This window comes from Dyella sp. (assembly GCF_051954575.1).
Lineage (GTDB): Bacteria > Pseudomonadota > Gammaproteobacteria > Xanthomonadales > Rhodanobacteraceae > Dyella_B.
The window spans coordinates 1-23,300 of record NZ_JBQCHP010000127.1; the positions used below are offsets into that span (position 1 = coordinate 1).

Consider the following 23,300-nt stretch of genomic DNA (forward strand, 5'->3'; position numbering starts at 1 on the left):
GGGCGCGGCGGGCATTCACCTGAGGCACATTTTTTAAACGCCGCGCAACACACCCTGCGGGCCTTCTGGACGTCATGCCGGGTGCGTGGAATAGATTAGAGCATCCTCGGGAGGGCGTCGGGATGAAAACGCTACTATGGCTGGGCTGCTGTCTGGGAGCTGTGCTGATGTCCGCCGCCATCCATGCCGATGAAAAGCCGCTCGCCGCCAAGGTGCTCGTGATCGGCCACCGCGGCGCCAGCGCCCTTCGGCCCGAACATACGCTGGCCTCATACGCGAAGGCGATCGCCGATGGCGCGGATTACGTCGAGCCCGATCTGGTGATGACCAAGGATGGTGTACCCGTTGCCCGCCACGAGAACGAGATCAGCGGCACCACCGACGTGGCCAGCCACCCGGAATTCGCCTCGCGCAAGACCACCAAGACCATCGATGGGCACAGCGTCACAGGTTGGTTCACGGAAGACTTCACGTTGGCCGAACTCAAGACGCTGCGTGCACGTGAGCGCTTGCCGGAATATCGCAGCACACAATACGACGGCGATTTCCAGATACCCACGTTTGATGAAATCATCGATTTCGTCGCGGCCGAAGCGGCTGCGCGCGGGCGTGTCATCGGCATCATTCCGGAGATCAAGCACGGCACCTATTTTCAAAAGATCGGCTTGCCGATGGAGGATCGCGTGCTGGCGATCATCGCTGCGCATCACTACACGCAGCATGCGCCGGTGGAAATCCAGTCGTTCGAAATCGCCAACCTGCGTTATCTGCATGGAAAGCTGGGCAAGCGTCACCCCACTATTCGGCTGCTGCAACTGATCGATGATCTGCACGAGCAGCCTTACGACGTGACATCCGCGGGCGGCAAATTGAGTTATGGCGACATGGTGACGCCCGCCGGCCTGCGCGAGATCGCCGACTATGCCGATGCGATCGGCCCCAATATCCGCTCGATCATCCCATTGAAACCTGACGGCAGCTTGAGCTCGCCTACCTCGCTGGTGCATGACGCGCATGCGGCGGGTTTGGAAGTGCATCCGTATACCTTCCGCCCTGAGAATCATTTCCAGGCCAGGAATTTCTGGCAGGGCAGCGATCCGAAGACCTTCAACGAGGCGGGTTCGATCACGGAAATCCGCGCCTATCTCGCGGCGGGCATCGATGCGTTTTTCACTGACGATCCGGCGATCGGGCGCAAGGCGGTGGATGGGCGCTGAAGGCGATGCCTTCCGGCGCCCGCAACATGTTGTGAGGCTGGTGCGAAGGCTGTAGCATCCGCAGCACTCACTGTCATTGGGGAGTAGCCATCTTCGCTGCATCGGGCGTTCGACCCAGGTGCGGCGGGGAATCCGTGTCAACACACTTGAAGCGTTCGCTTCATGGCGCGGATGGTTATCGCAGCATTCGTTTGCGATCGCTCGGCGAGACCTTTGGCCACGACGTGCTCACCCCGGCCGGGCGAGCGACGCGCGTGCGCCATTGGACTTCGCTCGCCCGGCCCGGAATGTTTCATGGCGCTCACTGCACTGCTGTTCCTGCTTTCCGCGGCGGCCATCTACGCTGCCTGCGAATACTTCGTCAACAGCATCGAGTGGCTGGGAAAAAAGCTCAACCTCGGCGAGACGGCTACCGGCACGGTGTTGGCCGCGTTCGGCACGGCCTTGCCGGAAAGCGCGGTGACCTTCGTGGCGGTGATCATGGGGCGTACCGCCGAGGTGCGCGATATCGGTGTCGGCGCTGCGATGGGCGGCCCGTTGGTGCTGGCCACGATCGCCTATGCGGTGGTCGGTCTTGCGTTGTGGGGTAATCGTCGTCGCCTGGGGCGTGCCACGGTGCGCGTGCAGGTCGAGCATGCACGCCTGGCGCGTGACCAGGCCTGGTTCCTTTCGATTTTTGTGGTGAAGTGCGGGTTGGGCTTGATCGCGTTTGCGTTCAAGGCTTGGCTGGGCATCCTGTTTCTATTGGGGTATGCGATCTACGTATGGCGCGAGCTGAAAGGCGAGGGCGACACGGCGCACGGCGATGAATTGGAAGCGCTGAAATTCCAGCCGAGTTCGTCCAATCCGTCCGTGCCGATGGTGGTGCTGCAGGCGACACTGTCGCTGCTGGTCATCGCGGTGGCTTCGCATGTCTTCGTGCTGCAGATCGAAAGCATCGGCAACGCCATGCACTTGCCGCCGCATCTGGTGGCGCTGGTATTGAGCCCGGTCGCGACGGAGCTGCCGGAAACCATGAATGCGTTGATCTGGGTGCGCCAGGGCAAGGAGCGACTGGCGCTGGCGAATATTTCCGGTGCCATGATGATCCAGGCCACCATCCCCAGCGCGCTGGCGATCTTCGCCACGCCGTGGATGTTCGACAAGCCGTTGATCATGGCTGGCATCATGACGGCTGCTGCGATCGTCTATCTGTGGTGGCTGTTCCGCCGCGGACACGTCGATGGACGAAAGCTTGCGCCGGTGGGGCTGCTTTACGGTGTGTTTGCGGCCTACATGTTCTGGCTGATGGGATAACGAATCAGGATTCACCCAGGCGAGACAGTTCCAGCTTTGCGGCTTTGAGCCAGGTCTGCTCTTTGCGCCGATAGTAGCGGGGCATCATTTCGGCGCGCCGCAGCTGGCCTTGCAACACGTTGCGCGCTTCCGCGTGACGCTGGCTTTGCGCGAGCAGGCGGCCATAGCGGAAGCGTCCTTCCTCGCCGGGATAGCTGTCGGCCAGTACGCGGTATTCGTTGAGCGCCGCTTCGGTGTCGCCGAGTTCTTCCAGGCAGCGCGCGTAGAGCAGCTGCACTTCGCTGGATTTGTAATTCGGATTGGCCTGCGCAAGTGCGTCCAAAGTCTGCCGCGTTTCGGCGAAGTGTTCGCTGCCGGCTTGTGCGTGCGCCAATCCTTCCATGAAGTGCGGATCGGTGGCGTACATGCCGGTGAGCAAGCTCCGGTACAACTCCTGCGCATTGGCGTAGTCGCCTTGCTGCAGGCATTCCTCGGCAAGCCGGCGGCGATTGTCGATGGTGTTGCTGAGTTCAAGCTGCTTCTGCAGTTCGCGTCGGCGGCGCTGCGGATCAATCGCCTTCATCGCCGTGCGGGCCGCCCTGCGCCCGTGCGGGTCGTGTTGAAGATCAGGAATGACCGCAACAAGCACGTAAACCAGCACGGCAAGGTAAGAGCCAATCAGGATCAGGAACAGCCAATACAGCGGGCGGCCACTGCGGATGACGTGTACGGCGCAGGCAATCTGCAACGCCAAGGACAGCAGGAACACGAAAGACATGGCTTCCCCCGAAGCGATTCAAGCGCGCGATAGTATGGCATGGGCCGGATGCACGGGATTGACCAGGGCCCTGGTGCGACCGCGTCGCCTCAATGGGTGGAGAACATGCCGAAACAGGCCGCAACAAGCAGCAGTGCGACGGCGATCATCGACACTAATCCGAGCATCAATCCAAGGCCTGTCCGTGTTTTGCCTTTTCGATATTGGAAGATGGCCAGCACGACGATGAACAAGTAAGGCAGCAGCCAAAGCACTACAAACCATTCGTTAAAGCGCGTGCTGAACACAGCCATCATCGAGCCGCACAGGGGCGTGCCCACCACGGCAATCACCCAGGCCAAGGCGATGCCGGCACCCAGCGAGCCGTTGCCCGCCGTTGGCATGTCCGGACGGAATTCGCCGGGCGGGGGCACGTCAATGGGGCTCATGCGTAAGTCCTGCTCATGGCGCGCTCCTTTCGATGGCGCGGGTCTGGTCGATCTCGCGCCTTAGCGCTTCAAGCTTCGCCACTTTGTCGTCACGATAGAACAAATTGAACGTATCGAACGGAATGATGCGGCCGTCCGGCTGCGCAATATGCACGCAGGATTTCTTCACGGCGCGCAGGTCGAAGCCCTGCGCATCGATGAACTGCATGATCAACACACGAAACACGTTGCGGTAGGAAAGCTCCGCTGGCGCCTGCACCTGCGGCAGGCAGCACAGCAGATCCGATAGCGAGCAGGCTTGCGATTCTGGCGAATGATTGGTGGCGAACAACTCGAACACGTGCGCACGCAATGCTTCATCGCGTTCGACCACGATGGTGTTGCGTCCCTTGCTGACCAGGGTTTCGGGCGAAACGAAACGGGTCAGCGGCAGCACCTTGTCTTCCAGCTTCAAGGCATAAGCCATGGCCAGGCAATCGGGATTGCAGGGGACAGGGATAAGGTCGTCAGGACGGAAGATCGCGCTTTGCTCGAGAATGCGCCGGCGCACTTCGCTCAAAGTGAGGCGGTCGCGTTCGGCCTCGTAGCCCTCCAGACGCCCGGCCGCCTGGATCGGCTGGAAGGTGACGCCACGCACGCAAGGCTGAGTGAGGGCGAATTCGATGATGGAACCGAGCTCGTCATCGTTGAGCCCTTTCTTGATAGTGACCACCAGCGTGGTGGAAATGCCGTGGCGATTGAGGTGTTCCAGTGCTTTCAGGCGCACGTCGCGCAATTTCGCGCCGCGTAGATCCTTGTGCACGTCATCGCGTAGGGAATCGAATTGCAGATAGAGCTCGAAGCCCGGCTGGTACGCCGCCAGCCGTGCGGCGAACTCCGGCTCTCGTGCGATGCGCAGGCCGTTGGTATTGACCATCAGATGCCGGATCGGCCGTTGCCTGGCAGCGTCGAGAATGGCGAAGAAGTCCGGATGCAGGGTCGGCTCGCCGCCCGAAATCTGCACCACGTCAGGCTCGCCCTCATTGGCGACCACGGCATCGAGCATGCGCTCAACCGTAGCGAGGTCGCGGTAACCTGGCCGGTGCGGGCCGCTTTCGGCGTAGCAGATCGGACAGCGCAGGTTGCAGTGGTCGGTGATCTCGACCAGGGTCAGGCAGGAATGCTGCATGTGCTCCGGACACAGCCCGCAGTCGTATGGGCAACCATAGTGCTGGGCCGTGTTGAACTGCCTGGGCAGCTCCGGCGGCTTGATATACAGCTCGCGGCATTGGCGGTAATACGCCGCGTCGTCGGCGAGCAGCACGCGTTCGCGGCCGTGGTGCGGACACCACTTTTCCATATAGACGCGCTCGTCCTTGATCAGGATCTTCGCTTCGACGCGACGCAGGCAGGTGCTGCAGATGGATACCGCGCTGTCGTAGAACAGGTACGGCCTTACCTTGGCTCCCATACGCGGCTTCTTCCCCTGAATAGAATCTTCGCGATTCGCGGTATGTCCCGATGGTAGTAGAGCAGACCGCCGACGCAAAGCAGTTGCAGACCGCTCAGATGGGCCGGATAGACGTAGAAAACCGGCTTGATGAATTCCACCAGCAGGCGGAAGAGGAGATAACCGATCATGAAGGCGCGGAAACGGTCACCCGGTTGCGCAAAATCATGGTGCCGCAGCTGGATCCAGGCGTACTGCGCAAGCAGGAAGAGAATCTCGTAGAGCTGGGTGGGATGCCGCGCGATGCCATCACCGAAGTCCACGCCCCAGGGCAGCGAAGTGGGATTGCCGTAGGTGTGGTCGCCCAGCCCCGCCAGATAACAGCCGACGCGGCCGATGCACATACCCACGGTCAGTGGCAGTACGAACGCATCGCCGGTGGATTGCCGGATGCCGGCCAATTTCTTGCACAGCTCCACACCCAATAGGCCACCGAGCAGCGCGCCGATGATCGACTTGCCCAGCAGCAGGTGGCGCAGATCGGGAAAGTTGGCGAACGCGCTGAGCGGGTCATCCAGCCAGTAGGAAAGCTTGGCGCCCAGTGCCGCACCGACGATCGCGCTCACTGCGACCCATGCCACTTCATCCTTATGCTTGAAGGCGTCGGGTGCGAACCGCTGGCGCGTCCATAGAAACGTGCGAAAGCCGACCGCATAGGCCAGTGCCTCGCAGACCGTGTGCAGCGCAACTGGCGTCATGGAGGGGGCGCGAGGTCGTCAGTTGCGATGCGACGCGTTGCGATCGCGGCCGGCGCCGAGCTTGCGGTCCAGCACGCCGAACAGTTTCTTGAAGCCGCGCGAGAATTTGCCGCGCTTGGTCTTGCGCAGCTTTTCCGCTTCGCTGGTGAGCCAGGCCACCTGGATCACGCGGCGCTCGCCTTCGTACGGCAGGTGGCCGTGGAAGGAATTGTCGCAACGCTTGAACACGGCGAATTCGCCGTACAGCGGCTTGAGTTCCGGAGCGACCAGGTCGTCGATATTGTCCACGCGGTTGAGAAAGCGCAGGCAGCCGTCGCTTGTATCGGGCCACTGCGTGTTGAGGTAGAGCAGGGCGGTGGCCACCTTGGAGCGGCTGTCGGTGTGGATGGTGCCGTGGCGCTTGTTCAGGGCGCGGCAGAGGGTGATCAGGGTGGGGTACCGGCCCAGGTTCTCGATGCCCAGGTAACGGCCGATCGCGCTGGCGAATTCGGGCGTGGTCAGCTGCTGCACCAGGGCGTTGACGGAAGGACCGCAATCGGCCGGGTCGTAGGGGAAAAAGCCGGCGCTGGTGTACTTGGGGAAATCCCGCTCCAAATCGTTGCGCGCTTCGTCCGGCAATTGGCCGTGCGCGATCATGAACGGAAACGGCTGCTGGCGCACATCCGTGTCCGGGCGATCGAGTCGAGCGGGGTCCAGCAATACGGTGGTGTTCATCAAGCTTCGCAGCAGTCCCGGCTAAGTGGCGGCTCAGTCTAGCGCCTTATGACCATCGGTTTTGCGCATTCGTTTGCGGTGGACAGAAAGCCGCGCGAAGCCTATCATTTCAACCCGCCCGAGACTTTCCTTCACCTAAGGTCCACAAGCCTGCTTCGATGCGGCTTGCGGACCTTGCTGTACCTAAAAGGCGGCCCTCCACATGCCTCATCCCGCTCTGCTTGCCCTCGAAGACGGCAGCGTATTCCACGGCCATGCCGTCGGTGCGACTGGCGAAACCGTCGGCGAAGTGGTTTTCAATACCGCCATGACCGGCTACCAGGAGATCCTTACCGATCCCTCCTACGCCCGTCAGATCGTCACCCTTACGTACCCGCATATCGGCAACACCGGCTGCAACGAGGTGGATGCCGAATCCGACCGCGTGCACACCGCCGGCCTGATCGTGCGCGACGTACCGCGCCGCCCCAGCAACTGGCGCAATACCGAGAGCCTGCCTGATTACCTCAAGCGCCACGGCATCGTCGCCATCGCCGGCATCGATACGCGCCGCCTCACGCGCATCCTGCGCGACAAGGGCGCGCTCAACGGCTGCATCGTGGCCGGCGAGTCGATCGACGCCGAGGCCGCGCTGGCCAAGGCGCGCGCCTTCCCCGGCTTGAACGGCATGGACCTGGCCAAGGTGGTCAGCTCACCTAAGCCCTACAACTGGAACGAAGGGGTGTACGACCTCGACCGCACCGTATTCCACGAAACGGACAAGCGTTTCAACGTGGTCGCCTACGATTACGGCGTGAAGCGCAACATTCTGCGCCTGCTCGCCGAGCGCGGCTGCGAGATCACCGTGGTGCCGGCACAGACGCCCGCCGCCGAAGTGCTGGCGATGAAGCCCGACGGCGTGTTCCTCTCCAACGGCCCTGGCGATCCAGCCGCCTGCGATTACGCCATCGCCGCCACGCGCGAATTCCTCAACGCCAGCATCCCGCTGTTCGGCATCTGCCTGGGCCACCAGATCATGGGCGCCGCGCTCGGCGCGAAGACCTTGAAAATGAAGTTCGGCCACCACGGCGCGAACCATCCGGTGAAGGACCACGACGACGGCCGTGTGCTGATCACCTCGCAGAACCATGGCTTTGCGGTTGACGCGTCCACGCTGCCCTCGAATGTGCACATCACGCATACCTCGCTGTTTGACGGTTCGCTGCAGGGCTTCGCGCTCACCGATCGCCCTGCGTTCTGTTTCCAAGGCCATCCGGAAGCGAGCCCCGGGCCGCTGGACATTGGCTATCTGTTCGATCGTTTCGCCAAGCTGATGCAGGAGACCCGCTGAGATGCCAAAACGTACCGACATCAAAAGCATCCTGATCATCGGCGCCGGCCCGATCGTGATCGGCCAGGCCTGCGAGTTCGACTACTCCGGCGCGCAGGCGTGCAAGGCGCTGCGCGAAGAGGGTTACCGGGTGATCCTGGTGAACTCCAACCCGGCCACGATCATGACCGATCCAAACATGGCCGATGCGGTGTACATCGAGCCGATCAGCTGGCAGACGGTGGAACGCATCATCGCCAAGGAGCGCCCGGATGCGGTGCTGCCGACCATGGGCGGCCAGACCGGCTTGAACTGCGCGCTCGATCTGGCTGACAACGGCGTGCTCGAAAAATACGGCGTGGAGCTGATCGGCGCGTCGCGCGAAGCAATCCGCATGGCAGAAGACCGCGAGCTGTTCCGCGTGGCCATGTCGGAAATTGGCCTGGAATGCCCGAAGGCAGCCGTGGCGCGTTCGTTCGAACAGGCGGTGGAAATCCAGGCCACGGTCGGCTACCCCACCATCATCCGTCCCAGCTTCACGCTCGGCGGTTCCGGTGGCGGCATCGCGTACAACCGCGAGGAATTCGAGGAGATCGTCAAGCGCGGCCTGGAACTCTCACCGGTGCACGAAGTGCTGGTGGAAGAATCCGTGCTCGGCTGGAAGGAATTCGAGATGGAAGTGGTCCGCGACAAGGCGGACAACTGCATCATCGTGTGCTCGATCGAAAACCTCGATCCGATGGGCGTGCACACCGGCGACTCCATCACCGTCGCGCCCGCGCAGACGCTCACCGACAAGGAATACCAGCGCCTGCGCGATGCCTCCATCGCGGTGCTGCGCAAGATTGGCGTGGATACTGGCGGCTCCAACGTGCAGTTCGGCGTGAATGCCGAGACCGGCCGCGTGGTGGTGATCGAGATGAATCCGCGCGTGTCGCGTTCGTCCGCGCTCGCTTCGAAGGCGACCGGTTTCCCGATCGCCAAGGTGGCGGCGAAGCTGGCCGTGGGCTACACGCTGGATGAGCTCAAGAACGACATCACTGGCGGCCTCACGCCGGCTTCGTTCGAGCCGACCATCGACTATGTGGTCACCAAGATCCCGCGCTTCGCGTTCGAGAAATTCCCGCAGGCCGATGCGCGCCTTACCACGCAAATGAAATCCGTGGGCGAGGTGATGGCAATCGGTCGCAGCTTCCACGAATCACTGCAAAAGGCGCTGCGTGGATTGGAAATCGGCAAGACCGGTTTGAATCCGACCGGCCTGGACCTGGCCAGCGACGATGGCCTGGCCACACTGAAGCGCGAATTGCGCGAACCGCGTCCCGATCGTGTGTTCCATCTGGCCGATGCATTCCGCGCCGGCCTGACGCTGGAAGAAGTGCATGACCTGAGCCGTGTCGATCCGTGGTTCCTGGCCGCGTTCGAAGACATCGTGCTTACGGAGAAAGAAGTGCAGGCGCAGGGCATCAGCGCGCTCGATGCGCCGCGCGTGCGCGAACTCAAGCGCCTGGGTTTCTCCGACGCGCGCCTGGCCGAACTCACCAACACGGACGAAGCGGCCATTCGCCACCTGCGCCGCACCTTGGGTGTGCGCCCCGTGTACAAGCGCGTGGATTCGTGCGCGGCTGAATTCGCCACCACCACGGCGTACATGTACTCCACCTACGAGGAAGAGTGCGAAGCCGATCCGACCACGCGCGACAAGATCATCGTGCTGGGCGGCGGTCCGAATCGAATCGGACAGGGCATCGAATTCGACTACTGCTGCGTGCACGCCGCGCTCGCGCTGCGTGAGGACGGGTTCGAGACCATCATGGTCAACTGCAACCCGGAAACCGTTTCCACCGACTACGACACGTCCGATCGCCTGTACTTCGAGCCGCTCACGCTCGAGGACGTGCTGGAAATCGTCGACCTGGAAAAGCCCAAGGGCGTGATCGTGCAGTACGGTGGCCAGACGCCGCTGAAGCTGGCGCGTGCGCTGGAAGCGGCGGGCGCGCCGATCATCGGCACCACGCCCGATTCGATCGACCTGGCCGAAGACCGCGAACGCTTCCAGCAGATGATCGCCAAGCTGGGCCTGACCCAGCCGCCGAACCGCACCGCGCGCAATGCCGACGAAGCGCTCGCCTTGGCGCGTGAGATCGGTTACCCGCTGGTGGTGCGTCCGAGCTATGTGCTCGGCGGCCGCGCGATGGAAGTGGTGTACGACGATGCGGATCTGTCGCGCTATATTCGCGAGGCGGTGCAGGTATCGAACGATTCGCCGGTGCTGCTCGATCGCTTCCTCGATCACGCCGTGGAAGTGGACGTGGACATCATCGCCGACCGCGACGGCAACGTGCTGGTCGGCGGCATCATGGAGCACATCGAAGAGGCCGGCGTGCACTCGGGCGATTCGTCCTGCTCGCTGCCGCCGTACTCGCTGTCGCCGGCGGTGCAGAACGAACTGCGTCGCCAGGTTGGCCTGATGGCGAAAGAACTGAAGGTGATCGGCCTGATGAACACGCAGTTCGCGATCCAGGGCGACACGGTGTTCATCCTGGAAGTGAATCCGCGCGCCTCGCGCACGGTGCCGTTCGTGTCCAAGGCCACCGGCGTGGCGCTGGCGAAGATCGCCGCGCGCTGCATGGCCGGCCGCACGCTGGCGGAGCAGGGCGCCACACGCGAAGTGATTCCGGGCTACTACTCGGTGAAGGAAGCGATCTTCCCATTCCTGAAGTTCCAGAACGTCGATCCGATCCTGGGTCCAGAAATGCGCTCCACCGGCGAGGTGATGGGCGTGGGCCGCAGCTTCGGCGCCGCGTTCGCGCGCGGCCACGATGCGGCCGGCATCAAGACGCCGCCGAAGGGCAAGGTGTTCGTGTCGGTGCGCGATGCCGACAAGGATCGCCTGCTGCCGATCGCGGCGGACATCGCCACGCGCGGCTTCACGCTGGTGGCCACCGCCGGTACGGCAAGCTATCTCACCGCGCACGGCGTGGTTTGCGAGCGCATCAACAAGGTGGCCGAAGGCCGCCCGCACATCGTCGACCTGATCAAGAACGGCGAGATCGTGTATATCGTCAACACCACCGAGGGCAAGCAGGCAATCGCCGACTCGTTCTCGATCCGGCGCGAGGCGCTGCAGCATCGCGTGACCTATTCCACTACGGTGGCCGGCGCGCGTGCGCTGGTGCATTCGCTGGATTATCACGACAGCGGTGAGGTTCACAGCCTGCAAGAACTACACAAGGAGCTGAACGCATGAGTCGCGCACCCATTACCAAGGCCGGTTCCGAACGTCTGCGTGGCGAGCTGGAACGTCTGAAGTCGGTCGAGCGTCCGAAGATCATCGCGGCTATCGCCGAGGCGCGCGCGCACGGCGATCTGAAGGAAAACGCCGAATATCACGCGGCGCGTGAGCAGCAGAGCTTTATCGAAGGACGCATCAACGAGCTGGAAGCGGCGTTGTCCACCGCCGAGGTGATCGATGTGTCGCGCCTGAAGCCGGGCAGCAAGATCGTGTTCGGCGCGATCGTGGAACTGGAAGACGAGGAAAGCGGCGAGGCGGTGAAGTATCAGATCGTCGGCGACCTGGAAGCGGACATCAAGCAGGCCTTGATTGCCGTGTCCTCGCCGATCGCGCGTGCGCTGATCGGCAAGAGCGAGGGCGAAAGCTTCGAGTTCCGGGCGCCCAATGGCGTGAAGCGCTACGAGATCACCGGCGTCAGCTACGAGTGATGCGCTATAACTCCCTCTCCCTCCGGGGAGAGGACAGGGGTGAGAGGCCAACCTGGCAGAAGGTTTCGTATCTGCAAGGCCGTCATTCCCGCTTTCGCGGGAACGACGTTTCAAGGAAACACGCAATAAAAAAGCCGCTTCGCAGCGGCTTTTTTATTGCGTGTTCGCACGGCTCAGCGCTGACGCGCCTTGAAACGCGGGTTGCTCTTGCAGATCACGAACACTTTGCCGCGGCGGCGCACAACCTTGCAGTCGCGGTGCCGCTGCTTGGCGGACTTCAAAGAGGAAAGCACCTTCACGGCAGGCTCCTGGAACGAAATGAAACGAAGAAAGCGCGCAAGTATAACGATTTGAATTACTTATCACAAGCCCAAGGCCGCCTTGGCCTGGTTGACGGTTTCCAGAAACTGCTGCACCACCGGCGAGGCGCTGTCGGCCTGGCTGGCTACCGCGAGCAGCAGATAGGCATCCGGATCGCCCAGCGGTACGTAGCTCACGCCGGCCAGTTTCACCACCTGCATGCTGGCCGGCACCAGCGCCATGCCGATGCCGGCGGCGACCAGGGCAAGCAGGCCGTTGATCTGCTGGGCGTGCTGGCGGATCACAGGGTGAAAGCCGGCCTTGGCGGCCAGGCGCACCAGCCGGTCGTACAGTGTGGCGGCCAATTCGCGCGGTTGAACCACGAAGGGATCGCCAGCCACTTCGCTCAGCTCCACGCATTGCCGACCCGCCAGGCGATGGCCGGAGGGGAGGGCGAGCACCAGGGGTTCGCGGTCGATCACATCGATGCGCAGCACGCGGGCGTCATCTTCGTGCGTGGGCACGTCGCGCACGAAACCCACGTCGATCTGGCCGTTGCGAATGGCCGAAAACTGCGGCTCGCTGTACATCTCGCTCAACCACACGCGCACATTGGGCGCGTTCTGACCAAGCCGCAGCAGCGTCTGCGGCAAGGCCGGATGGAAGGACACCGAGACGGTGTAGGCGAGCTTGAGATGCCCGCTGAAGCCCGCGGCGGCCTCGGCGACCTGGCTGCGGGCCTCGTCGGCCATGGCCAGGATCTGCCTGGCCTGGTCGAGAAACAGCCGCCCCGGCGCGGTGAGGGTGACGTTGCGCTTGTCGCGCTCCAGCAAGCGCACGCCCAGGTCCTGCTCCAGCGCCTGGATCTGCTGGGAAAGCGGCGGCTGCGAAAGATGCAGGCGCTGCGCGGCGCGTGTGAAGCTCAGCTCCTCGGCGACCGCGATGAAGTAGCGCAGCTGGCGGAAATCAAACATATAGTGATTCCGTATAAATACGGGTCTAAATATATATTTGATTCTGTATCGGGTCGATCATAATATCTTCCCTGTCGCGCCACTGACCCCCTCCCCCCGAGTGGCGCAGACCTCGCCCCGCAGCGATGCTACCCCCGCGGTATTTCGGCCTCCCTCCCCAGAGCCACTACCGACGCATCGCTGGCGGGGCGCTTCCTTTCTTCTTCCCCAAAAAGACGTTACGGCGCCTTGCTAAAGCGCCGCCGCAAGTCGCGTGCCTTGCGCGATGGCGCGTTTGGCGTCCAGTTCGGCGGCGACATCTGCGCCGCCGATCACGTGCACACTGGGGTGGCCTTGTTCTTTCAGCGCATCGGCCAGGCTGCGGAAGGGCTCCTGCCCAGCGCAGATCACCAGGTTGTCGACGGGTAGCACCTGGGCCTGGCCGTCGACGGTGATATGCAGGCCTTGGTCGTCAAAACAGTCGTAGCTGACGCCGCCAAGCATGGTCACGTGCTTGTTCTTCAGGGTGGCGCGATGAACCCAGCCGGTGGTCTTGTTGAGGCGGGCGCCGGGTCGGCCCACCGTTCGCTGCAGCAGCCAGACCTGCCGCGCCGCCGGCTCCGGCTGCGGGGGCTGCAAGCCGCCGGGTTGTTCGAGCTGCATGTCCACGCCCCATTCGCGCGTCCAGCGCGCGACGTCGGTGGTGGGAGAGGGGGCATGTTCAACGAGGAATTCGGCGATGTCGAACCCGATGCCGCCGGCGCCGATGATCGCCACGCGCGCGCCGACTGCATGGTTGCGCGCCAGCACGTCCAGATAGCTCAGCACGCGCGGATCATCGCTGCCGGGAAAACGCACCTGGCGCGGCTTGATGCCGGTGGCGACGATGACGTGGTCGTAGTTCGCCATCGTGAGCGATGCTACGTCCGCGGCCTGTCCCAACTGCAGGCGCACGCCGGCATCGCCCAGGCGATGGCTGAAGTAGCGCAGCGTCTCGTGGAACTCTTCCTTGCCCGGGATGCGCTTGGCGTAGTTGAACTGGCCACCGATCTGATTGGCGCTTTCGATCAGCGTGACTTCATGGCCGCGTTCCGCCAGCGTGGCGGCGCACGCCATGCCGGCAGGCCCGGCGCCGATGACGGCCATGCGTTTGCGCGCGCTCGTCGGCTCGATGCGCAATTCGGTTTCGAAACAGGCGCGCGGATTGATCATGCAGCTCGCGCGCTGGTTGAGGAACACGTGATCGAGACAAGCCTGGTTGCAGGCGATGCAGGTGTTGATGCGTTCGCTGCGCCCCGCCTTGGCCTTGATCGCCCATTCCGGATCGGCCAAGAGTGGACGCGCCATCGACACCATGTCAGCCTCGCCGCTGGCAAGAATCCGTTCGGCCACGTCGGGCATGTTGATGCGGTTGGTGGTGATCAGCGGAATCGCCACTTCGCCCTTGAGCCTTTTCGTGACCCAGCTGAAGCCCGCACGCGGCACGCTGGTGACGATGGTCGGCACGCGCGCCTCGTGCCAGCCGATGCCGGTGTTGATGATGCTGGCGCCCGCCGCTTCGATGCCTTTGGCGAGCGCCACGATGTCCTGCCAGGCTTGTCCGCCTTCGACCAGATCCAGCATGGAAAGGCGATAGATGATGATGAAGTCCTTGCCGACGGCTTCGCGCATGCGCCGCACGATTTCGATCGGAAAACGCATGCGCCGCGCGGTATCGCCGCCCCAGGCATCGTTGCGCTGGTTGGTGCGCGCGGCGATGAACTGGTTGATCAGATAGCCTTCCGAACCCATCACTTCCACGCCGTCGTAGCCGGCTTCGCGCGCGAGCTGGGCACAACGGACGAAATCCCGAATGGTGCGCTCCACGCCGCGGGCGCTGAGAGCGCGCGGCTTGAACGGCGTGATCGGCGACTGGATGGGCGAGGGCGCCACCGAAAGCGGGTGATAGCCGTAACGCCCCGCGTGCAGGATCTGCATGCAGATGCGCCCGCCTTCGGCGTGCACCGCCTGGGTGATCTTGCGGTGCCGCGGCGTGTGCCAGGGCAGGGTCATGCGTCCGCCGAAGGGCTTGAGCCAGCCCTGGATGCTCGGCGCAATGCCCCCGGTCACCATCAGGCCCACGCCGCCACGCGCGCGTTCGGCGAAATAAGTGGCGAGCTTGTCGAAATCGGCCGCCTTGTCCTCCAGGCCGGTATGCATCGAACCCATCAGAATGCGATTGGGCAGCGTGACGTGGCCCAGCTCGAGCGGGGCGAACAGATTGGGGTAGTTCATGCGCGACCGTTGTTCAAACGATCGTATGAATATGCAACCCCTTTACCAGCGGCGCAAGTGGCCGCGGCGCGGCAGGTGCCCGATCAGGGCAGCAATTGTTGTACCAGGGTGACGTACTGACGCATGGCATCGTCCTGGGACATGCCCTTCAGGCGTCCCCACGCTTCCTGTTTGGCGGTACCGATGAAGTCGAAGAAGCTGGTCGGCTGGCAACCGTGCACGTCGCCTTCCAGCGCCTGCTTGTAGAGCCCGTAGAGCATCAGCAGGGTGTCGTTGTCGGGCCGGCTTTTCAGATGCCGAAGCTCGTCGGCAGCTTGGTGGAACTGGTGGTGAAGGTCATTCACGGAAGGCGGCGGATAAGCGGATGCGGTCGAAGTGGAACGGTTGAGCATTGGCTGGGAACCCCCTTAAAACAAGCTAAGCTAAGCACTTCCCGTGCCACCAGGACCATCCATGCCGACTCGCAAGGCTGCCGTGCCCGTACTCACCATCGACGGTCCGTCCGGCTCGGGCAAAGGCACGATCAGCCGGCTGGTGGCGGACCACCTGGGCTGGCGCTTGCTCGACTCCGGTGCGCTGTATCGGGCGGTCGGCTATGCCGCCGGGGCGGCCGACCTGGATCTCTCCGACGCCGAGGCCGTAACCCGCTGCGCCCAGACCACCAAGATCCAGTTTCGTGCGGCGCCACATGATGGCGAAACGCGCGTCCTCGTCAATGGGCACGACGCCACCGACGAGTTGCGCACCGAGACGGCGGGCGCCGCAGCCTCCGCCATCGCCTCGATCCCGTCGGTACGCAAGGCGCTGGTCGAGCAACAGCTGAGTTTCCGCAAGGCGCCGGGCCTGGTGGCCGACGGACGCGACATGGGGACGGTGATCTTTCCCGATGCGCCCTACAAGGTATTCCTGACCGCGAGCGCCGCCGAAAGGGCGAAAAGGCGTTATAAGCAGTTGAAGGAAAAGGGGCTGAGCGTTACACTCTCGTCCCTTCAGAGCGAAATTGAAGCGCGCGACGCCCGCGATGCATCGCGAACCGTTGCGCCGCTCAAGCCCGCCGCCGATGCAATGCTGGTCGATACCACCGGCATGGGGATCGAGGACGTGGTCGCTAAAGTTCTGGCCGTCGTGAAACCGTAAAAGGTTCCGGCGGCTTTGGTGCTTCATGTCGCGGCATGAAGTTTTGGGTCAACGGTGCAAGGGCTCGTCCCGACACACCCACAACCGGCGGGCCTGCCCAAGCGCAATCAATCAACCGCGCGCATTGGGGCTAGGGCCTTTTCTTATTTCTGGAATCAACATGACTGAAAGTTTTGCCGAGCTGTTTGAACAGAGCCAACAGGCCATCTCCAAGCTGAAGCCGGGTGCCATCGTCACCGGCATCGTTGTCGAAATCCGCAACGACGTCGTCGTGATCAACGCTGGCCTCAAGAGCGAAGGCATCGTTCCGATCGAGCAGTTCAAGAGCGAGAACGGCGAGTTGGAAGTACGCGTGGGCGACGAGGTGAAGGTAGCCCTCGACGCACTGGAAGACGGCTTCGGCGAGACCAAGCTCTCCCGTGAGAAGGCCAAGCGTTCCATGGTGTGGGACGACCTCGAGCAGGCCTTCGACAAGGAAGAGACCATCACCGGCAAGATCTCCGGCAAGGTCAAGGGCGGCTTCACCGTCGACATCAAGGACGTCCGCGCGTTCCTGCCGGGCTCGCTGGTCGACGTGCGTCCGGTGCGCGATCCGGTGTACCTGGAAGGCAAGGATCTCGAATTCAAGATCATCAAGCTGGACCGCAAGCGCAACAACGTGGTGGTCAGCCGCCGCGCCGTCGTCGAGACCGAGTTCTCCGAGGAGCGCGAGAAGCTGCTGGAACGCCTGACCGAAGGCGCGGTGGTGAAGGGCACGGTCAAGAACCTCACCGACTACGGCGCGTTCGTGGACCTGGGCGGCATCGACGGCCTGCTGCACATCACCGACATGGCATGGAAGCGCGTGCGTCATCCGTCCGAAGTGGTCAACGTCGGTGACGAGCTCGATGTGCGCGTGCTCAAGTACGACCGCGAGCGCAACCGCGTTTCGCTGGGCCTGAAGCAGCTGGGCGACGATCCGTGGGTCGCCATCGCCCGCCGTTATCCGGTCGGCAGCCGCCTGTTCGGCAAGGTCTCCAACGTCACCGATTACGGCTGCTTCGTCGAGATCGAGCCGGGCGTGGAAGGCCTGGTGCACGTGTCCGAAATGGATTGGACCAACAAGAACGTCAACCCGGCCAAGGTGGTGCAGGTCGGCGATGAGACCGAAGTGATGGTGCTGGATGTGGATGAAGAGCGTCGCCGCATCTCGCTCGGCATCAAGCAGACCCGCGCCAACCCGTGGGAAGCCTTCGCCGCCACGCACAAGAAGAACGACAAGGTGTCCGGCCAGATCAAGTCGATCACCGACTTCGGCATCTTCATCGGCCTGGACGGCGGCATCGACGGCCTGGTGCATCTGTCTGATATCTCCTGGCAGGCGTCCGGCGAAGACCTCGTGCGCAACTTCAAGAAGGGCGACGAGATCGAAGCCGTGGTGCTGGCGGTGGATCCGGAGCGCGAGCGCATCTCGCTCGGCATCAAGCAGATGGAGCAGGATCCGTTCGGCCACTTCATGGCCGTCCATCCGCGTGGCGCGATCGTCACCGGTACGGTGAAGGAAGTGGACGCCAAGGGTGCCGTGATCGACCTGGGCGAAGGCGTGGAAGGCTATCTGCGCGCCAGCGATATCGCCAAGGAGCGCATTGACGATGCCACGCAGCATCTGAAGGTGGGCGACAAGGTGGAAGCGAAGTTCACCGGCATGGATCGCAAGGGCCGTCAGCTGTCGCTGTCGATCCGCGCCAAGGATGAGGAAGAGCTGCAAGACGCCATGGCCGAATATTCGTCCGCGTCCGGTGGTACGACCACGCTTGGTGCGCTGCTCAAGGAGCAGCTCAACAAGGCCGATCGATAAGTGCCTGCATCGGGGCGGTGTTGCGCCGCCCCGATTCGTTCCACGTCACGGACATTGGGGACCCATGACCAAATCCGAGCTGATTGAGGCGCTGGCCAGGCGCCAGACCCATCTTGCGTTCAGCGACGTCGAGTTGGCGGTGAAGAACGTCATCGAACAGATGAGCCAGGCGTTGGCCGGCGGCGAGCGCATCGAAATCCGCGGCTTTGGAAGCTTCGCCTTGCATTACCGTCCGCCACGCATGGGCCGCAATCCCAAGACGGGCGAAGCGGTGGCCCTGCCGGGTAAGCATGTTCCACACTTCAAGCCGGGCAAGGAGTTGCGCGAGCGCGTCAACATGCGATTGGAGCAACAAAACGGCTAGTACCGCGGCCCATCAACTTATTCCGACAGGCAGGCGGCCATGGGCCGGTCCTGCCTTTTCTTTTTGCGGGAATCGTAAATCGTCAATCGGAAATCGTTGAGAGCGGTGCGCGGCAAAGTCGACAGCTTGCGCATGATGGCCATGCTCCCCGATTCCCGATTCCCGATTCCCGACCATCCGACTGAATTGTCTCTTCACAGTCCCCTGTGAGCCATTCAGCCAATCGGGTAAAGTCGCGTGATGCGATTGATCGTCACGCTGCTATTGCTACTTTTCATCGCCGGGGGAGTGATCCTGGGGGCGCTCAATGCGGACCTCGTCGGATACGACCTCGCGTTTGCGCGCATCCAGGTGCCCAAGGGCGCGGCCCTGCTGGCCATGCTGGCGATCGGCTGGATCCTGGGCGGCCTGACGGCGTGGCTGGGCGTCACTACACGCCATCGCCGCGAGCGGCGGCGCATCGCCAAGACGCAGGGTGCCAAGGCATCGAAAACAGCATGATCACCTTCTACCCGCTGCTGGCACTGCTGATACCGGCGGCCTTCCTCAGTGGCTGGTGGACCGCGCGGCGCGCCAGCGTGCGCCGTTCCGGGGTGCAGGTCAGCGAGCTGTCGTCCGATTACTTCCGCGGCCTCAACTACCTGCTCAACGAGGAGCAGGACAAGGCGATCGAGGTTTTCCTCAAGCTGGCCGAATACAACCGCGACACCGTAGAAACGCACTTAGCGTTAGGCAATCTTTTCAGGCGTCGCGGCGAAGTGGACCGAGCCATCCGTCTCCATCAACATCTGGTTTCCAGGCCTGGCCTGTCCGAGGGCATGAAGACCGTGGCCTTGCTCGAGCTGGGTGAGGACTATATGCGCGCGGGTCTGCTCGATCGCGCCGAAGCCTTGTTTTCCGATCTGGTGGCGATGAACGCGCACGCGCCATCGGCCTTGCGCCATCTGATCGCGATCTACCAGCACGAGCGCGACTGGCACAAAGCCATCGAACATGCGCGCCGCCTGGAAACCATGACCGGCGAGGAAGAAGCCACCACCATCGCGCAGTTCTATTGCGAGCTGGCCGAGCAGTCGCGCCAGCATGGCGCCCGCGCCGAAGCGCGCGATTACCTGCAGCAGGCGTTCGCCTCGCAACCCGATTGCGTGCGCGCCTTCATGCTTACCGGCCGCCTGCATGCCGAAGAAGGGCAGCATGCGGAAGCCGTCGACGCCTATGAGCGCGCGGTGGAAGCCGATATCGCCTTTGTGCCGGAAATCCTTCCGCCGCTGCTCGATAGCTATGCGCGCTCCGCCCAGATGGCGCGTGCGGAGCGTTTCCTGCGCGACATCCTCGCGCGCTATCACGGCATCTCGCCGGTGCTTGCGCTCACGCATCTGTACCAACAGCGCGATGGCGAAAAACCGGCGATCGATTTCCTCACCTCGCAATTGCGCCAGCGTCCTTCCGTGCGCGGCCTGATGGCGCTGATCGACGCCACCATGGACAAGATCGAAGGCGAGGCGCGCGAGAACTTCCTGATCTTGCGCGACCTCACGCGCAAGCTGCTCGAAGGCCAGGCGATGTATCGCTGCAGCCACTGCGGTTTCGGCACCAAGGCCCATCACTGGCAGTGCCCGAGCTGCAAAGGATGGAGCACGATCAGGCCGATCCACGGTGTGGCCAATGAGTGACGCGGTCGTGGTTGGCTCCATCCCGATCGCGCTCGCCGTATTGTTTGCCTTCCTGATCGCATTGGGCGTGGTGCGCGCGGCGATCGCCTATGCGCATCGGCGCGGCATGTTCGACCAGCCGGGACAGCGGCGCTCGCATAAAATCCCGACGCCGCGCGGCGGCGGCATCGGCATCGTCGTGGCGACCCTGGTTACGCTGCCGGTGTGCCTGCTGCAAGCCGGATCGCCATGGTCGCTTCACGTGGTCGTCACGTTATGGGCCGCCACCGCCATGATCGCGTTGATCGGTTGGTGGGACGATCACAGTTCCTTGCCAGTGCTTCCACGCTTCGGGGTGCAAATACTGGCCGTTGCCCTGTTTTCGGTGGCGCTCATGATGGATGGCCCGAGCTGGCTGTGGCTGCCGCTGTGGGTGCTGGGTGGAGCGTGGAGCGTCAACTTGCACAACTTCATGGACGGCATCGACGGGTTGCTCGCGCAGCAAGGCATGTTCGTGGCCTGCGGCCTGGCAGTGATCGCATGGCACGCCGGCCAATCCACCGTGATAGGCGCAGCTTTTTGCGTGGCCGCGGCGTGCCTGGGCTTCTGGTGGTACAACCGTTCGCCGGCACGCATTTTCATGGGCGATGTGGGAAGCGGCGCCATCGGCCTGTTGCTGTTTGCCTTGACCGCGATGCTTTGGCGCCTCGACGAGGCGCTGGTATGGCCGGCGCTGATCCTCAGTTCAGCCTTCGTGACGGATGCCAGCCTTACCCTGCTGCTCCGTATGGCGGAAGGGCGGCGCTGGTACACTGCGCACCGCGAACATCTGTACCAATGGATTGTGCGCAGGGGCCATACGCATGCGGTAAGCGCAGCGTGGTATCTGGGGTGGAATCTGCTGATCGCAGCACCCCTGGCCGCGCTGGCGTTGGCAAAACCAGGGATGGGGCTTTTGGCCTGCATCGTCACTTATGGGATTGCGGCGGCAGTTTGGCTGGCGGCCAAGCGGCGCCTGATCCGGCGAAATCGATACAAGGTTCGTCATGTCCATACGTAAATGGGTCGGTACAGTTCATCCGCGAGCGGCAGTGGTCTTCCATGACCTGTTGGTCACCGCGCTGGCTTGGTGGGTCGCCAAGGAACTGCGCTATGCGCTGGACCCCAAGCTGATCGTCGGTTTCGAATCGTACGAATTTCCGATCGTGCTGCTGGTGCAGGGCCTGGTCTACTCATGGACCGGCCTGTACAAGGGCGTGTGGCGCTTCGCCAGCCTGCCGGATCTCTGGAACATCCTGCGCGCGGCCATCGTAGGCACGGTGGCGATCGGCGTTTCCCTGTTCCTGTATGGACGTCTGGACGGCGTGCCGCGTTCGGTGCTGCTGCTGTATCCGTTCGTGCTGTCGCTGTTCCTCGGTACGCCACGCCTGGCGTATCGCTTCTGGAAGGACAGCCGCATCGATCTGTTCGTCAACGCCAAGACGCAGCGCGTGCTGATCGTAGGCGCCGACAGCGCCGGCGAAGCACTGTCGCGCGACCTGCATCGCGACACGCGTTATGTAGTGGTCGGCTTCGTCGACGATCGCCGCTCGCTGCGCGGTGCGCGTATCAGCGGCAAGCCGGTGCTGGGCATGCTGGAGCAGCTGCCGGAAGTGGCGAAGGAAGCCGCGGTGCAGATGCTGCTGATCGCCTTGCCGGGCGCCAGCGCGCGGCAGATGCGCCAGGTGGTGGAACTGTGCGATCGCACCGGCCTGCCATATCGCACCGTGCCCAAGCTTGAAGACGTCGTCGCGGGCCGTGCGCAATTCAACCAGATCAAGGAAGTCTCGATCGAAGACCTCTTGGGGCGCGATGCGGTCGAGCTGGATTGGACGCGCATCCGCGAGACGCTGACCGGACGTCGCGTGCTGGTCACGGGCGGCGGCGGTTCGATCGGTTCGGAACTGTGCCGGCAGGTCGCGCGGCTGGGTGTGCAGGCGCTTACCATCGTCGAATCCTGCGAATACAACCTGTATCAGATCTCGCAGGAATTGCGCGCGGCCTATCCGGAGCTGCTGCTCAACAGCGTACTTGCCGATTGCGGCGACACCGTGGGGATGCGCCGCTTGTTCGCGGAGACCAAGCCGCAGGTGGTGTTCCATGCCGCGGCCTACAAGCACGTGCCGATGCTGCAAGGGCAACTGCGCACCGCGGTGCGCAACAACGTGATGGCCACGCGCAACGTGGCGGATCTGTCGAGCGAAAGCGGCGTGGAATGCTTTGTGCTGATTTCTACCGACAAGGCCGTCAACCCCACCAGTGTGATGGGCGCGTGCAAGCGCATCGCGGAAATCTACTGCCAGAACCTCAATGCGCATTCGAACACGCACTTCATCACCGTGCGGTTCGGCAACGTGCTCGATTCGGCGGGTTCGGTGGTGCCGCTGTTCCGCCAGCAGATCCATGCCGGCGGCCCGGTGACCGTCACGCATCCGGAAATCTCGCGCTACTTCATGACCATTCCGGAAGCCACGCAACTGATCCTGCAGGCGGCGGCGATCGGGCAGGGTGGCGAAATCTTCGCGCTGGACATGGGCGAGCCGGTCAAGATCCGCGACTTGGCCGAACAGATGATCCGGCTGGCCGGCAAGAAACCCGGCACGGAGATACCGATTGTCTATACCGGCCTGCGCTCGGGCGAAAAATTGTTCGAAGAGCTGTTCCATCCACTGGAAAACTACAGCGCGACGACACACGCCAAGATATTTCTAGCGCAGCACCGGCCGGTTTCGTGGGATTTGCTGCAAGCGCAGATTGTCCGCGCCACCGATGCCGTGCAGAGCTTCAACGAGGAAGATCTGCGCCAATGCGTTTCCAGTCTGCTCCCCTCGTTCAGCTGGAGCGAAGCTGCCCAACCGAACAATGTGATTCCGCTGCGCCGTAACGAAATTGGAGAGAAGTGAGTGAGTAAACCATTGCGCAAGGTGGTGTTTCCGGTGGCCGGCCTCGGCACCCGTTTTCTTCCCGCCACAAAGGTGGTCGCCAAGGAAATGCTGCCGGTGCTGGACAAGCCCCTGATCCAGTACGCCGTCGACGAAGCCGTCGATGCCGGGGCCGATACGCTGGTCTTCGTCACCAATCGCTACAAGCACGCCATCGCCGACTACTTCGAC

At 63.0% G+C, this 23,300-nt stretch carries 22 protein-coding genes and 1 riboswitch; of the genes, 13 read left to right on the plus strand and 9 right to left on the minus strand.

The genetic code is table 11. The annotated features are described in order from the left end of the window. Window positions 1-122 precede the first annotated feature (122 nt). The gene (locus ACTHNE_RS16625; protein ID WP_414649775.1) at window positions 123-1,217 is read left to right on the plus strand and encodes a glycerophosphodiester phosphodiesterase; all 1,095 of its coding nucleotides are present in this window, start codon (window positions 123-125) and stop codon (window positions 1,215-1,217) included. Window positions 1,218-1,283: 66 nt separating this feature from the next. After that, window positions 1,284-1,420, plus strand: a riboswitch (yybP-ykoY riboswitch). Window positions 1,421-1,511: 91 nt separating this feature from the next. After that, window positions 1,512-2,513 carry a sodium:calcium antiporter gene (locus tag ACTHNE_RS16630; protein WP_324946544.1) on the plus strand — a complete coding sequence of 334 codons (1,002 nt, stop codon included), beginning with the start codon at window positions 1,512-1,514 and terminating at the stop codon, window positions 2,511-2,513. 4 nt (window positions 2,514-2,517) lie between these two features. Here the strand turns inward: ACTHNE_RS16630 and ACTHNE_RS16635 are convergent, their stop codons facing one another. The 5 genes from ACTHNE_RS16635 to ACTHNE_RS16655 form a co-directional block, all read right to left on the minus strand. Continuing rightward, a complete protein-coding gene (locus ACTHNE_RS16635; protein WP_324946546.1) occupies window positions 2,518-3,270 on the minus strand; it encodes a tetratricopeptide repeat protein in 753 nt (250 codons plus the stop codon). 89 nt (window positions 3,271-3,359) lie between these two features. Next, a complete protein-coding gene (locus ACTHNE_RS16640; RefSeq protein ID WP_324946548.1) occupies window positions 3,360-3,698 on the minus strand; it encodes a hypothetical protein in 339 nt (112 codons plus the stop codon). A 13-nt stretch (window positions 3,699-3,711) separates the two neighbouring features. Then, window positions 3,712-5,148 carry a radical SAM protein gene (locus ACTHNE_RS16645; protein WP_324946550.1) on the minus strand — a complete coding sequence of 479 codons (1,437 nt, stop codon included), beginning with the start codon at window positions 5,146-5,148 and terminating at the stop codon, window positions 3,712-3,714. Beyond that, complete coding sequence (locus ACTHNE_RS16650) at window positions 5,133-5,885, minus strand: prolipoprotein diacylglyceryl transferase (protein ID WP_324946552.1); 753 nt, start codon at window positions 5,883-5,885, stop codon at window positions 5,133-5,135. Before ACTHNE_RS16650 ends, ACTHNE_RS16645 begins: the two co-directional genes overlap by 16 nt. 18 nt (window positions 5,886-5,903) lie before the next feature. Continuing rightward, a complete protein-coding gene (locus ACTHNE_RS16655; protein WP_324946554.1) occupies window positions 5,904-6,599 on the minus strand; it encodes a 2OG-Fe(II) oxygenase in 696 nt (231 codons plus the stop codon). 202 nt (window positions 6,600-6,801) lie between these two features. On the opposite strand from ACTHNE_RS16655, the gene carA reads away from it, so the two are divergent. Genes carA through greA form a run of 3 tightly spaced genes read left to right on the plus strand, consistent with a single transcriptional unit; the run spans window position 6,802 to window position 11,631 of the window. Further along, complete coding sequence (gene carA / locus ACTHNE_RS16660; protein ID WP_324946556.1) at window positions 6,802-7,929, plus strand: glutamine-hydrolyzing carbamoyl-phosphate synthase small subunit; 1,128 nt, start codon at window positions 6,802-6,804, stop codon at window positions 7,927-7,929. A 1-nt stretch (window position 7,930) separates the two neighbouring features. Then, entirely contained in the window at window positions 7,931-11,158 is a 3,228-nt protein-coding gene (carB, locus tag ACTHNE_RS16665; RefSeq protein ID WP_324946559.1) for a carbamoyl-phosphate synthase large subunit, read from the plus strand. After that, window positions 11,155-11,631, plus strand: coding sequence for a transcription elongation factor GreA (gene greA, locus ACTHNE_RS16670; protein WP_324946561.1), 477 nt, complete (start codon window positions 11,155-11,157; stop codon window positions 11,629-11,631). The genes carB and greA overlap by 4 nt, the downstream gene beginning before the upstream one ends. A gap of 173 nt (window positions 11,632-11,804) precedes the next feature. Here greA and ykgO read toward each other — a convergent pair whose 3' ends face one another. The 4 genes from ykgO to ACTHNE_RS16690 all read right to left on the minus strand — a co-directional run bounded on the left by ykgO (window position 11,805) and on the right by ACTHNE_RS16690 (window position 15,502). Then, a complete protein-coding gene (ykgO, locus tag ACTHNE_RS16675; RefSeq protein ID WP_008215056.1) occupies window positions 11,805-11,930 on the minus strand; it encodes a type B 50S ribosomal protein L36 in 126 nt (41 codons plus the stop codon). Window positions 11,931-11,993: 63 nt separating this feature from the next. Then, window positions 11,994-12,905 carry a LysR substrate-binding domain-containing protein gene (locus ACTHNE_RS16680; RefSeq protein WP_440269830.1) on the minus strand — a complete coding sequence of 304 codons (912 nt, stop codon included), beginning with the start codon at window positions 12,903-12,905 and terminating at the stop codon, window positions 11,994-11,996. A 231-nt stretch (window positions 12,906-13,136) separates the two neighbouring features. Continuing rightward, complete coding sequence (locus ACTHNE_RS16685) at window positions 13,137-15,158, minus strand: FAD-dependent oxidoreductase (protein WP_440269831.1); 2,022 nt, start codon at window positions 15,156-15,158, stop codon at window positions 13,137-13,139. Between the two features lie 83 nt (window positions 15,159-15,241). Continuing rightward, window positions 15,242-15,502: an acyl-CoA-binding protein gene (locus tag ACTHNE_RS16690; RefSeq protein WP_324946568.1), complete on the minus strand. Its 261-nt coding sequence runs from the start codon at window positions 15,500-15,502 to the stop codon at window positions 15,242-15,244. A 109-nt stretch (window positions 15,503-15,611) separates the two neighbouring features. Between ACTHNE_RS16690 and cmk the strand changes: the two genes are divergently transcribed. The 8 genes from cmk to ACTHNE_RS16730 all read left to right on the plus strand — a co-directional run. Further along, complete coding sequence (gene cmk, locus ACTHNE_RS16695; RefSeq protein WP_324946570.1) at window positions 15,612-16,295, plus strand: (d)CMP kinase; 684 nt, start codon at window positions 15,612-15,614, stop codon at window positions 16,293-16,295. Between the two features lie 160 nt (window positions 16,296-16,455). Next, window positions 16,456-18,132, plus strand: a complete 1,677-nt coding sequence (gene rpsA / locus ACTHNE_RS16700) for a 30S ribosomal protein S1 (RefSeq protein ID WP_324946572.1) — start codon at window positions 16,456-16,458, stop codon at window positions 18,130-18,132. Further along, a complete protein-coding gene (locus ACTHNE_RS16705) occupies window positions 18,026-18,496 on the plus strand; it encodes an integration host factor subunit beta (protein WP_324946574.1) in 471 nt (156 codons plus the stop codon). Before rpsA ends, ACTHNE_RS16705 begins: the two co-directional genes overlap by 107 nt. Before the next feature lie 240 nt (window positions 18,497-18,736). Continuing rightward, a complete protein-coding gene (locus ACTHNE_RS16710; RefSeq protein WP_324946578.1) occupies window positions 18,737-18,997 on the plus strand; it encodes a DUF1049 domain-containing protein in 261 nt (86 codons plus the stop codon). Then, complete coding sequence (lapB, locus tag ACTHNE_RS16715; protein WP_324946581.1) at window positions 18,994-20,169, plus strand: lipopolysaccharide assembly protein LapB; 1,176 nt, start codon at window positions 18,994-18,996, stop codon at window positions 20,167-20,169. The genes ACTHNE_RS16710 and lapB overlap by 4 nt, the downstream gene beginning before the upstream one ends. Next, a complete protein-coding gene (locus ACTHNE_RS16720; RefSeq protein ID WP_440269832.1) occupies window positions 20,162-21,208 on the plus strand; it encodes a glycosyltransferase family 4 protein in 1,047 nt (348 codons plus the stop codon). The genes lapB and ACTHNE_RS16720 overlap by 8 nt, the downstream gene beginning before the upstream one ends. Further along, window positions 21,195-23,090, plus strand: coding sequence for a polysaccharide biosynthesis protein (locus ACTHNE_RS16725; protein ID WP_440269833.1), 1,896 nt, complete (start codon window positions 21,195-21,197; stop codon window positions 23,088-23,090). Before ACTHNE_RS16720 ends, ACTHNE_RS16725 begins: the two co-directional genes overlap by 14 nt. Continuing rightward, window positions 23,091-23,300, plus strand: a 210-nt coding sequence (locus tag ACTHNE_RS16730; RefSeq protein ID WP_440269834.1) for a sugar phosphate nucleotidyltransferase, incomplete at its 3' end; no start/stop codon positions are given. It lies immediately after the preceding gene.

Coding starts and splice junctions, on each gene's coding strand:
- greA (WP_324946561.1), top strand. CDS start 11,155: ATGAGTCGCGCACCCATTACCAAGGCCGGTTCCGAACGTCTGCGTGGC.
- ACTHNE_RS16645 (WP_324946550.1), bottom strand. CDS start 5,148: ATGGGAGCCAAGGTAAGGCCGTACCTGTTCTACGACAGCGCGGTATCC.
- ACTHNE_RS16685 (WP_440269831.1), bottom strand. CDS start 15,158: ATGAACTACCCCAATCTGTTCGCCCCGCTCGAGCTGGGCCACGTCACG.
- ACTHNE_RS16655 (WP_324946554.1), bottom strand. CDS start 6,599: ATGAACACCACCGTATTGCTGGACCCCGCTCGACTCGATCGCCCGGAC.
- ACTHNE_RS16630 (WP_324946544.1), top strand. CDS start 1,512: ATGGCGCTCACTGCACTGCTGTTCCTGCTTTCCGCGGCGGCCATCTAC.
- carA (WP_324946556.1), top strand. CDS start 6,802: ATGCCTCATCCCGCTCTGCTTGCCCTCGAAGACGGCAGCGTATTCCAC.
- ACTHNE_RS16710 (WP_324946578.1), top strand. CDS start 18,737: ATGCGATTGATCGTCACGCTGCTATTGCTACTTTTCATCGCCGGGGGA.
- ACTHNE_RS16680 (WP_440269830.1), bottom strand. CDS start 12,905: ATGTTTGATTTCCGCCAGCTGCGCTACTTCATCGCGGTCGCCGAGGAG.
- ACTHNE_RS16705 (WP_324946574.1), top strand. CDS start 18,026: ATGAGGAAGAGCTGCAAGACGCCATGGCCGAATATTCGTCCGCGTCCG.
- lapB (WP_324946581.1), top strand. CDS start 18,994: ATGATCACCTTCTACCCGCTGCTGGCACTGCTGATACCGGCGGCCTTC.
- cmk (WP_324946570.1), top strand. CDS start 15,612: ATGCCGACTCGCAAGGCTGCCGTGCCCGTACTCACCATCGACGGTCCG.
- carB (WP_324946559.1), top strand. CDS start 7,931: ATGCCAAAACGTACCGACATCAAAAGCATCCTGATCATCGGCGCCGGC.
- ACTHNE_RS16725 (WP_440269833.1), top strand. CDS start 21,195: ATGTCCATACGTAAATGGGTCGGTACAGTTCATCCGCGAGCGGCAGTG.
- ACTHNE_RS16635 (WP_324946546.1), bottom strand. CDS start 3,270: ATGTCTTTCGTGTTCCTGCTGTCCTTGGCGTTGCAGATTGCCTGCGCC.
- ACTHNE_RS16650 (WP_324946552.1), bottom strand. CDS start 5,885: ATGACGCCAGTTGCGCTGCACACGGTCTGCGAGGCACTGGCCTATGCG.
- ACTHNE_RS16640 (WP_324946548.1), bottom strand. CDS start 3,698: ATGAGCCCCATTGACGTGCCCCCGCCCGGCGAATTCCGTCCGGACATG.
- ACTHNE_RS16720 (WP_440269832.1), top strand. CDS start 20,162: ATGAGTGACGCGGTCGTGGTTGGCTCCATCCCGATCGCGCTCGCCGTA.
- ACTHNE_RS16625 (WP_414649775.1), top strand. CDS start 123: ATGAAAACGCTACTATGGCTGGGCTGCTGTCTGGGAGCTGTGCTGATG.
- rpsA (WP_324946572.1), top strand. CDS start 16,456: ATGACTGAAAGTTTTGCCGAGCTGTTTGAACAGAGCCAACAGGCCATC.